Source organism: Chromobacterium haemolyticum (genome assembly GCF_009936155.1).
GTDB lineage: Bacteria > Pseudomonadota > Gammaproteobacteria > Burkholderiales > Chromobacteriaceae > Chromobacterium > Chromobacterium haemolyticum.
The window spans coordinates 3281803-3293622 of record NZ_AP019312.1; the positions used below are offsets into that span (position 1 = coordinate 3281803).

Annotated in this window: 1 protein-coding gene; it reads right to left on the reverse strand. The window is 65.7% G+C overall.

Features of this window, described 5'->3' with window-relative positions; translation table 11 throughout:
* Positions 1-120 precede the first annotated feature (120 nt).
* On the reverse strand, positions 121-11814 hold the full coding sequence (locus GYH29_RS15015; protein ID WP_161524038.1) for a LysM peptidoglycan-binding domain-containing protein: 11694 nt from the start codon (positions 11812-11814) through the stop codon (positions 121-123).
* Positions 11815-11820 lie beyond the last annotated feature (6 nt).

Genomic DNA, 11820 nt, shown 5'->3' on the forward strand with positions numbered 1-11820 from the left:
CAAAGACGGAATCCTTATGTCTAAGCAAATAACCGTTACGCTCCCTCGCGGCGGCGAGGGAGCGGGTCTTGCGCCAGAGGGAGGCCGCCCTCCGGCGCGCGGCGGAGCCTGGGCAGTTGATCAAACCATGGGCGGCTCGATTCTGGTGAGTTCCAGGAACACATTGCGCAAGCGCAACAAGGGCTGGGCTTGTTCAGTCAAATTGGAGCTGACGGTCAGGTCGAACCACAAGCTGCCGCCTTTTTGCTCCGGTTCGTGCGCGGCGAACCAGTCCACGCAGCCCCGGGCTTGCTGGACGACGACCTCAGCCAGCGGCAGACCGCCGCCGCCCTCTTGCAAGGCCACCTCGGTAGGCGGCATCAGGTAGACCGGCAAGCGCACCTTGCTCAACGCATCGTTCAGCCGGTACTCGTAATACACCGTCAGGCTGAGAATGGCGCTGTCGCTGCCGGCATGGCCGAACAAAGCCTGATAGAACAAGCCAAGCTGGCACTCCAGCGACCGGCTCACCGGCTGGTCCGCGCCCTGGGCGTAGATGACAGCCATGTTCACCGGCTGATCCGAATCCACGGTGGGACGCAGCGGCGCGGACAAGGACACCGTAGGCGTCTGATAGACGAACGGCTCCGCCGTCGGCTTGCCCGGCACCAACTCCTCGTTGCGCCGCAGGAAGACCTGAGCGTTGGCGTCCTGGCGCTCCAGGATATCCAGGTCCGGCAATACCACCATGCGCGCGGCGATGCCCTTGCCTTCGGACGCGGCCAGATAGGCGCCGGTGCTCCGATCAAGATAAGTAAAGGAACGGCTCAGGCCTTCTCCCTCCTCCGGCTCGCACTCGTATCGCTCCGGCTCCACCTGCACGAAAGGTTGGCCGGCGCGCTCGGGCAGCGCCTGCGCCAGCGTCAGCGTCACTCGCAACGCGCTCACCTTGCCTCCATCCGGGTTGACGCGCTCCACCGCGTCCTCCTCAATGACGAAGCGTATCGGTTCCGCCTGCGCCAGCAGCCGGCTGTTCGCTTGCAACAAGCCCCCGCCGCCAGCGCTGTCCGCCAGCCACTGCACCATCTCGCCGGCGGACAGCAGCGCCGCCTCGGCGTTCTGGATCTGAGCCGGGTCCTTGCTGTTGATGTCCAGCGGCAGCAAGAAGCGGTTCAGATCCTCCACCACCTTGGGAAAGACCTGGGTCATTTCCGCCAGGTTGTCGAACAGATCCCGGCTGAGCGCCATCGCCCTCAAACCGGATTGTCCGCCCAGATTGAAATCAACCTGGCCGTTGATCGCGTCTTGCTCGAAATGGCGTTGCAGCGCATAGCGCAGCCGATAATTCCAACGACTCAGCGCGGCCAGCGGATTGTAGTCGCCGGGCCGGCTGCAAGCCGGGTCGCCGGCGGTCGTAAGCCGCGCCGCCACGACTTCATCCGCAGGCAGACGGCACGGGCAAGCGATTTCGGCATTGGCCGCCGCCTCCTGCAGGGTCAGAGCCGGCGTTTCCGGGAAGGCGCGCAGCACGATGGGCGTGCTGAAAGCGCCCAACGCCTGGCGCAGCGGCCAGCTCTCGCCGGCGGTGTCCGCCACGAAACTGAGCCAGGACGACGGCTGGTAGCCGCGGATGCCGGCCAGCGCGCCGATCTGGTGTTCAATGTTCTGTCCTTCGAACACCAGGTCCAGGTCCACTTTCTTGGCCTCCAGACCCGCACTGGAGAGCAGGAAGCTCAGCAGGCGAGTATTGCCGCCGCCGTCGCCGGCCAGCTTCAATCCCAACTTGGGCGCGGTCAGAGACAGGTTGCCGCGGCCCATGATGCCGCTGCCGCCCGGCTGGCTCGCAATATTGCCGTATAGCCGCGGCGTCAGTTCCGCGCCCGAGGGTTGGATCGCGGCATTGACCTCCGCCTGGAACTGCAGACCGGCGCGCACCGCGTAGAACTCGCTCAGCGTGCCCAGCATCCTCTGGAAGAAGGCTTCGCGAATCGCGTCCAGTTCCCTCTGGTCCGCGCTCTCGTCGCGGAACACCGGAATCATCGCGCTCTTCAAGGCTTGGGCCAGCGCTTCTTTCGCGTCCAGCAGTCCCTGCATCGCGTTGTTGCCGGTCAGGCTGCGCAAGATCTGCGCCGGCGCGACATAGGCCGGCGACAGCAATTGGTCAATGCGCGCCAACGAGGATTGCAGCCATTGATCCAGATCCACGTCGGTGAAAGCGCGCGGCTCGGCCGGGTCCTGCAGGCTGATCACCTTGCCCGTGCGGTAGGGAATGATGGCCGCGTCCAGCTTGGACGCCAATTGATTGGATACCGGCCTGGGCGCGAACTGCTTGGGTTGGCCCGGATTGAGCAGACGGTAGGAGATGCCCTGCGCGGCGTCCCGTCCCAACTGCACCGCCCACAAGGTCATGCCGGAGCCGCCGGTGAAGGCGTTGCGATCGCTGCCGGTGGCCACTTGGTAACGCGGCCCCTGCGGAGTGGACAGCGCTTGCTCGAAGCGGGCAGCAAACTGCTTGAGATCGCGCTGGGCGCTCGCCGCGGCCTGGTCGCCTTGCAGCGGGCCGGTGGACGGCGACAACAGCGTGCCCGCCTCGGCCACGCCGGACACCGCCGCCAGCGCGCCGCTGACCAACTGTGGTTTGCGGCTCAAGGTCAGGCTGGCGTCCAAGCGGAAGATCTGGTCGTCGTTGATCTGCCCGGACTGCAGCGGCGCGCTCAACTCCAACAGCGGCTGGAAGCCGGCGGCTCGCTCTTGGTGGCTGCCGCTGCTGTTGGGCAGCAAGCTGTTGAGCCAGGCGTAGATGTCCACCGCCCAATTGACCAGCGCAGCCTGCTGCGAGGGCTCCAACAACGCGGCCTCCGGGCAGACGCTGCTGCTCAGCTCGATGCCGAGGCCGTTGGGGTCTTGCAACTGATACAAGACCTTGGCGTAGATGGCGATGGCCTGTTCGATGCGCTGCCGACCGCCGGCGTCCAGCGCCTTGGCCGCGTCCAAATAGGGCTGCTGGTCAAAGGCCAGCGACACCTTGAGCCCCGCCTTGCCGTCTTGCAAGGTGGCGAACAGGTAGTCGTTGGCCACAGACGACCATTGACCGATGCCCAACACGCTGTCGGTATAGCCGGTCAGCTGCGGCGGGAAGTTGTATACGCGCGCCTCGGCCGGCGGCGCGTCCAGGTCGCTGAGGATGCGGTTGCCAAACAAATCCAGCCAGGCCAGTTCGATTTGCAACAGACCGCCCACGCCCAAGTAGGGGCTGCCGCTCACCGCAGGCGAGGCCTGGCGCTGCACCGGCGGATGCCGGTACAAACCGGGATACGGCACGGTGCGGACATAACGCCACGGTTCGTCCTCGTTCGCGGCGCGCGGCGCGCGCACTTTGTCGGCAGGGCCGTTGCCGTCGATATTGCCCGGACCGGTGGCCACGCCGAAATTGCTCTCTTTGAAATCGTCGGTCAGGCTGTTGCGGTAGCCGAGCAAATTGAACAGATTGGCCAGATAGATCCAGCCCCAATCGGCGCCGTCGGCCCTGTCCGGCACCGGCGGCGCGGCCTTGCGCTCCAGTTCGATGCCGGCCACGCCGGCCTGAGTAGTGGCCGACACATCGAACGGCCCCAACTCGACCTCAAGCGCGGTTTGGGCCGGGAACAGGCCGGGCGTGCGCGCATTGGCTGCGGCCAAGCCGGCCAAGGGCGCCTGGAAATAGGCCGAGACATCGTCCAGCGTGGAGAACACAGCGCCGTTGGCGTAGCGCCGGCCCACGGTCACATCGACCTCGGGCAGACGCAAAGCGGTATAGCTGACCAACGGGCCGCTCCAGCTGGCGCGATACGGGTTGGCCTGCTTGATCGCGTCTTCGGTGGTGAAGAAATGCTCGGCGATGCGCGCCAGGTCCCCGCCCGGGGCCGCGCCAGTCGGCGCGACTTGATAAACGCCGCCATGCACGCGCAACACGGCGCCGTCGCGCAACGGCCGCCCGGCGTTAAGCCGGGCCAGACTATCGACCCGGCTGTAATAGCCGGCGGCGACGCCGTCCAGCGTGGCCGCGTCAGCCAACGGCGCGGTCTGTTCCCGCCGCAGCACCGCGGTCGCCACCAGCGCCGCGGCGCTGGCGTCGAAGGACTCATTGGTGGCCAGCACGTTCATCCAGTTGCCCACCGCCTGCCCTTCGCCCTCGTCCGCGGCAAACAGCGCCAGCACCGCCAGTTCGGCTTCGCCGCTGTCGTTGAACACATGGTCCGGCAAACCGGACAGCGTGCCGCCGGCTTGCAAACCCTGGCTGTAGCTGAGGAAAAAGCCCCCCTGACGGGTGATACTGGCTTCCCACAACAGCCGCAGAAAATCGTCCGGCGCGCCGATCAGATTGGGGAAGGCGTTCTCGGTCAGCGCCAGCGCGCGCAAGCCGTTCTGCGCCGGAGGACGGGTCTCGGTGGACAGATTGACCTTGGCGATGCCGGCCAGGCTGGCGGCCGGGTTTTCCATCTGCCAACCGGCCACCTCGCTGCCGGTGGCGGCAGGCCGGTACAGCACCAGCAGTTGGCTCAAGCCCGCGCTCGGCCCCTGCAATTGGCTGAGCACGCGCTCCAGCAACACGATTTCCTTGTCCGGCGCGCCGATGATTTCATACAGCCGCTGGCTGCTGGGATTGTTCGCCAGCGGCTGAGTGCGACGCACACCGAAGGGGATCAGCATGCCAAAGCCATAATTGAGCAAGGGCTGCTCGCTGACGCTGCCGGTGGCGGCGTCGGTGCGCGCCAGCTGCGGCGCGAAACGCGGCAACACGCCTTGCTCCAGCGGGGTGTTGATCAGCGAGTCCGGCAGGCTCCACAAACGCGGTTCGGCCACCTCCGGCGCGCGGGCCTGGCGCGGCAGCGCCACCGGCGCCGCGCACTGCCAGGGCTGGGAGCTGGACAGCGGGAAGCGCGAGGCCTGGGCCTCGGCGTCCAGCAATGGCCGGATCGCCCGCGTATCCGTGCGCAAAGGCTGCCCGGTGGCGGTGGCGCGCACTTTCACATAGCGCAGGTAATCGTCCTGGCTCACTTCGAAACTGGCGCTGGCGCTGCCCGGCGCGCCCAGGCTGAGCCAGGTTTCGGCGGCGCCTCGGCTCAGCGTGAAGCTGAACTTCGCCCCCTGCGCCGGGTCTTGCAGCGCGGGCAGCGGGAAGGCCTGCCCAGTCAACGCGAACAGACCCAGCTGCGCCGGGTAGTCGTAGCCGCCCTGACCGTTGGGCTTGACGAACAGGCCGGGCGATTTCGCCGTCAGGCCGGCGGTGGGCAGCCGCAAACCGTTGAGGTAGTAACGCGAAGCCATCGCGCCCAGGTTCTGGAACGCCAGCGTGCGCAGCGCTTCGTCGATCAACTCGCCCACCTGGAACTGCGCCAGTTCCGGGATGTTCAGATTGGGATCGCTGTCATGATCGAACAAACCGGCGGCCGCGCCGTTGGCGCCGGCCAGCAGATCCAGGCTCACGCCCAAGCGCGCGGAAATGCCGGCCAGAGTGTCTCCAGCGGCCACCGGCTGCGAGAAGGCCGGCAACGCCAGTATCGCCAGCGACGACAACAGGTCCGCGCGCCGCAGCACGTCGCTGCCTTGCAGTAGCGCGTCCAGCGATACGCCCAGCCCGGCGGCAATGCCGGTCAGCGAATCGCCGTCCTGGGTCAGGTAGACCTTATCGCCCAACACGATGCGTTGATTGGCGGCCAGGATGCGCGCCTCGTCGGCGTTGGCCCGCGCCAGTTGCTCGCCGTTGAAGCCGCCGCCAAACAAGGACTGCGCGGCTACTTGTTCGAAGCTGAGGCCGCCCGGCGTTTGCCAGCGCATGCCCTCCACCGTCAACGGCCGGGCCCCCGCCGCCAGCGGATGCTCTTGGTTGGCGACGAACAATTGTCCGGCGCTGAAAGCGTCGTCGCCGGACAGTTGGCCGGTGGAGTTGACCCAATCGACAATCTCGGCCACCGTCTGCGCCGGCTGAATCACCAGCTTGAAGTTGCCCAGTCCATCGCGCAGCGCTTGCAAGGCCTGTCGCGCCAGCAGGCAGAAGTAATCGCCGAAGATGTAGCTGGCGATGGAGGCGCCGGTGCCGGACTGCATCCGGAGGGCCGCGGCCGTCGGCGCGCCGCCGCCTTCCACCTGTACCTGCAGTTGCTGGAAATACTGGCGCAGCAACAGCAGGTAGTCGGTCTGGCTGCTGTTGTATTGGCCGAACACGTAATCGTAGCCGGATGCGCCGGCGTAACTCGGCACATTCAGGCGCACGCCGGGAGGCGCCGGGAAGAACACGCCGTGGGCGTTGGCCGCCGCCGAAGCGGCGAAGCAGATCGTCGCCTGCCGCGCCAAGAAGGCCTCCACCTGATCGGCCGGAATCGGCAGCGGTTGATCCGGATTGGAAAAGTACTGCAGCGCCTGGTTTAGGAAGTCGGCGCTGACCACTTGCTGGTTGAGCTGGTCCGGGCTCATCGCGCCGCTCATGCCGGCGGCCAATACCCATTGCAGCACCCTCACGGCCAGGTCTTCAAAGCCGTCCTCGCCGCCATTGGCGGCCAACCTGGCGTTCAGCGCCGGGCGCTGGCGCGCGCGCGCCAGCGCGGCATGCGCCAGCCGGCCTTGCTCGGACCCGCCGTTGCGGGCCGCCGCCAAGGCGCCGCCGGCCTTGACCGGTTCCGGCGTGGCGAGGAAGAAAGCCGCCACATAGCATGGCAATTGCTCGGCCGCGGTCTTGGCCTGATCGCCGGCCACGGTCAGTACCGGCACGGTCCAACCCGTCAGTTGCAAGAGCTGCCCCGCTTGCAGATTGCCCCAGGCCGGCTGATAGCCGGCGGCGTTGGCGGCCAGCCGCGGGCCGGCTCCGCCGCTCTGCCCCAGCGCGCGGCGCAGCCGACGCGCTTCCAGTTCAGCCGCCGCGTGGCGCGCGGACAAACCGCCGGCCAAGGCCAGCGTCCGCATGCCGTTGCCAGGCAAGGTGCGGCCCCAGGGCGGATTGTTGCCGGCCGGGTTTTTCAGCACAAACGTGGCTTGCACCGAGGCCGAGAACGACAGGCCTATGGTGATGGTGAACAGGCCCAGATTGATCTTGACGTCTACGCTGACCTCCACCGAGGCGTTGGCGCTGATGGGGATGTCCTGATAGGCGATGTAGCTGAGCCGCACGTAGATCTTGATGGCGATATTGACGTCGGCGCGGATGATGGCGAAGTCTATGCTGCCGTACAAGCGGCCCTGCACCCCGGCGGTGCCGATCAGCGAGAAATAATAGCCGTCCTGCAATTGGTCGCGGCCCTGGCTGGGCGTGGCCTCGCGGTAAGGCAGCCAGCGCGCCAGCACGCCTTCGATCACACCGAACACCGTCAGGCTGAACCCGGCGCGCAAAATCCCCAGCTCTATGGATTTGCCCAGACCAAGCTGAGCGCCGAAGCCGAACACCAGCACCGGATTGAACCACCCCCGTTCCGACACCGGCACCAGATTGGTGGTGGCGCTGCTGAGCTTGCCGAAATAAAAGCCGGCCGAACCCAGCACCGGGATGCCCGGCGCCACGATCAGCTCTATGGTGAAGGAACGGGCGAAGTCCTGCCGCCACGGAAAACCGATGTCCACCTGGAAATCGCCGTTGGTGTACAGATTGATGCCAAACTCCGGCAGGGTGATCGTGGCCACCCCGATCTGGAATTTGCGCATCAGATTGGGCAAGGCGATATTGGCGGAATAGCAACCCACGGTTTCCGATACCTGGCGATAAAGTATCTGGAAATCCAGGCCGGCGAAAATCTTGGCCATCGGCCCGGCCAGCGCCACGCGCAGCGCGTACAGCGTGGGGTCGTTGAACACCATGGACAGCTGCAGCAGGTATTCGTCGGCCTCCTCGTCGGCCGCGGCCGCCTCGCGGGCGGTGATCAACTGCTGGCTGCCCTTGGCCGCCGGCGCTTCCTTGTCTTTCTGGGTTTTCAACACGCCGAAGTCGAAGGCGATGAACCAGGAGTTGTCGGGAGCGAACACCGGCTGCCCTTTGCCGCCCACCGGCACCTCCGGCGGGTTAGGCACTTCCAGGCTGCGCAGCTTGGCGATCACGCCTTGCACCGAGGTCTCCTCCACCAGGCCCGGCACGGTGACGTGCTGCCCCAGCGCCAGCAGACGCAGGTCCAGATACTTGTTGCCGCCGCCCGGAGGCGCCGGCGTGGTTTCCGGCTTGGAGGGGTCCCAGCTGAGCGCGTCGCCGGATTGCCAGACGAAACTGCCCTGCACGGTGATTTCCACCTTGGCGTCCTTGACCTGCGGGTCGTATTTCAGCGCCACGCCCTTGAGCGTGAAGAAGCCGAAATCCACCGGACCGATGCCGATATTGAAGCCCACCTGTTTCTTGCTGAAGTTGTACACCAGCTCAAGGCCGCTCAGGCTGAAGGAGTTGAGCACGTTCCAGGGCGCGGCCAGGCCGAACTCGGCGCCGGTGGCCCAAGACACGAAGGTCTCCACCATTTCGCCAATGGACTTGTTGTCCAGTTTGAAGGTGGCGACGGTGTCGCCCTGTTTGTCGGTCGTCACGGTGGCGAGCAGGGTCAGCCAGCGCAAGCTCAATTCCTGTTTGCCGGGAGCGAAGTTATAACTGACCCCCAGCTTGATGTTCCACAGGGTCAGGTCGGCGCCGATCTCGCCATAGGTGCCCGGCACCTGCGGCGGATCGTCGCCCTCGGTGTTCAGCGGAGCCAGCCCCAGCCGCTCGGCGGCCTTCTTGCCCAGATAGCCCAGTTTCAGCCGGCCGGTGACGCTGACGTCGGGCAAGGCGGAAATCGGCACCCAGGCGCTTGCGGTGGCGGCGCTGAATTCAAAGGAAGTGGCTTTCTGCTTGCCCCAGTCCAGTTGCAACGTCAGCTTGCTCACGTCCGGGAACGACAATACGGTGCGCCAATCCCGGCCCAGATACTGTTCCAGCAATTCATTAATGCTGAAAACGGTGTCGTCCTGCTGCTGGATGGAAAATGCCCAATCTCCGCCGCCGGCGTAGCTCGCGCCTATGCCCACCACCAAGGGATGGGCCATGTCCGGCAGCAAGGTGGTGTTGGCGGTGATATTGCCCTGGTTTTCCAGCTTGGCGCGGCTGACCGAGAAGCCGACGTTGTCCAGCTTGAACAGCGGCTTGCCGAAAAACTCGAAAGTCCAGGCAGGCTGGAACACAAGGTTCAGCGACACTTGCAGATTGTCGGCGGCCTGGGCGTAGTTGAACACGAAGCTGTCTATCACCGGCAACGACGGCAAGGTCAGGTCAACGCCGGGCAAGAACAGCGACAGCAGGTCCTCCATGCGGATCACGCCGGACTCCAGCGTACCGCGGAACTGCCAATCCGGATATTGCACGCCCACCGCCACCACGCCGGCCTGCTCGCCGCTGCCAATGATGAAATTGCCGTTGGCGCTGGCCCGTACCTGGCGCGTTTTGACCGGGTCGATCAGCGCCACTTGGGCCTCCACGTTGCTCAAGGCCACTTTGCCGACCAGCGGCACCGGCTTGGCGCTGTTGGCGCGGATGATGAAGCCAAGCGCGGACGCGTCCTCCTCCTTGCTGAGGTAGTACAGGTCCAGCTGACTGAGGCCGAGATCGGCCAGCACGTTCAGCGGCGGCGGCAGCACCGCCACCAGGTTGACCGTCGCCGCCATCTGGAAGGCGCGGTCTATGCTGGGATACGGCGCGTCGAACTTGACGGTGAGCAAGGCCTGTTCGCCGGCCGACGGCGCCAGCAATTGCAGCTCCGCGCCCAGCGGCTGGTAGCGGCCGCCCAGCGCGGCGGTGACCGGGATCTGGCCGTCGGAGCTGGACAGGCGCAGGAAGGGGCCGCTCATCTGTATCCACGGCACGCCGGGCAAGGACCAAGTGCCTTCGGCGGACAGTTCCAGATTCATCCGCAGCTGCTGCTCCGGCGCGTCGAAGATCACCGCGATGCGGTTGCTGATCTGCAGGCTGGCGAAGACGCCGGTCATGCCCTCCAAGCGGATGGAGGCGATGTCGTCTTCCTCGCCCTCGTGCTTGAACTGGGACACCTCCAGCCACAGGCTGGCGCTGAAGCCCTGCAACAGGGCCAGCACCGCCTCGTTGATATTGCCGCCGGCCAGGATGCCCGGCACCAAGTCCAGCCGCTTGGGCGGCTGGATCTCGCCGTCCTCGCCCAGCTTTTCCTTAAGCTCCAGATAAAGCGCGTTCAGCGGATTCTCGGCCGGTTCGTCGCCGCCCTCCTCGCCATCGGCGCGACGCGCCCGCCGCGCGGCCGCGGCTTGCAAGGCGTGCTCGGCCTGGTAAATGTTCATCAGATAGGCGACGGCGACATTGAGCTTGTCTGCGCTGGACGTGGCGTAGAACGCCTTCAGCTCGCTGAAATAACGCGGAATCGGATCGTCCGTCGCGGTCTGGGCGCACAGGCTTTGGATGAAGGCGCCGAGTTGCCGGCAGGGGTTGCCGCTCTGGTTGCCGGTGGGCCAACTGTCCAGCGAGAAATTCAGCTGGTTGGCGGCAGCCGCCAGCTCGTTGATCGGCGGCGAGGCACTGAACAGGCCTCGGTTGACGCTGGGGTACAAGGCCGGCTGCACGCCCAGGCCCTTGCGCGGCAAGGCCAGGAACGGCCGCCCCATATTGATCGCCGCCATCATACTGTTGGCGCCCTCGAACAAGGACAGGGTATTGGTCTTGAACAGGGCGTAGTAGAACAAGGGCTGCGGCACCGGCCCCAACTGGATGAACAGAACCTGATTGGGTTTGCCGACAATCGCGTTGACCGCGGCCTCCACCGCCGCCGTCGAAGTGGGATAGTTGAGCCAGCTGAAACGTTGCACCGCGTTCAGCGAAGCCATATAGCGGCGGCGCGCCTCATGCACCTGCCGCGCAGCCTGCCGCCGGCTGGCGTTTTTCGGGTCCGTGCCGGTCAGCACCACCACCTCGTCGCGGGTCATGTCCCCGCGCAGCAGGCCCGCCACCGCCTGCAACGGCGCCTCGCTTTCCGCGCTACCGAAGCGATTGAGGTTCAACACCACCACCGGCGCGGCCAGCCTGTCGTCGCCGTTGTCCTGGTAATCAAGCAGGCCGCCGCACAACACCGCCGCCGCCGCTTCCGGGCTGCTGTTCACCACGTTTTGAGCGCTGGGCATGATGGCGTAGGACACCACCAGCCGCACTTGCTTGAGCAAGGCGTCGCCGGTCAGATAACGCAGGATCGCCGCGCGCGGATTATCCGCGTAATCCGCCCAGTCCGGCGCCGCATAGCTGGATTCCGGCACATAGGACACCCGGCGGCGGAAACTGGGATTGTTCAGCTCCGGCACTTGCAGCAAATCAATGGCCGGCCGCCTGGCGCCGACGAAATCTATTTTTTCCGCGTAATTGTAGTTATAGGGCTGCAACTGCAGAAAATACTCGACGTTCAGCCCGGTGGCGTAGTTGCCTGCGCTGTCGTCCACCGCTCCGGTGAAGCCGAACAGCGCCTTGTCCGCCGGCGGCGCTTGCGGATAAGCCTTCAGCTCCACCGTGGCCTGGTTCAGCGTGCCGCTGGGCTGATGCTCCAGCTCCGGCAACAGCTCGTACAGTTTGGCCAACGTGTCCTCGCCGCCCTGGTAATAGACTTCGGCCTTGCCGGCGTAGGCGTAAGTCAGCCCCGCCGCGGTCAAGGGGTCGGTCAGCCGCCGCAACAGATTGACCGTGGCGGACTGGTTGCCGAAGCTGCCGCCGGTGCCCACCAATAGACGGATCGCGGCCTGCTGTTCCAGCAGGCTCCGGAACGCGGCGATCTGTTCCTTGTTGATCCGGGCGGAAGTATTGCGGCTGGCCGAGTTGGCATTGTCGAACAGGGAGAAAGGCCACGTCATGATCGC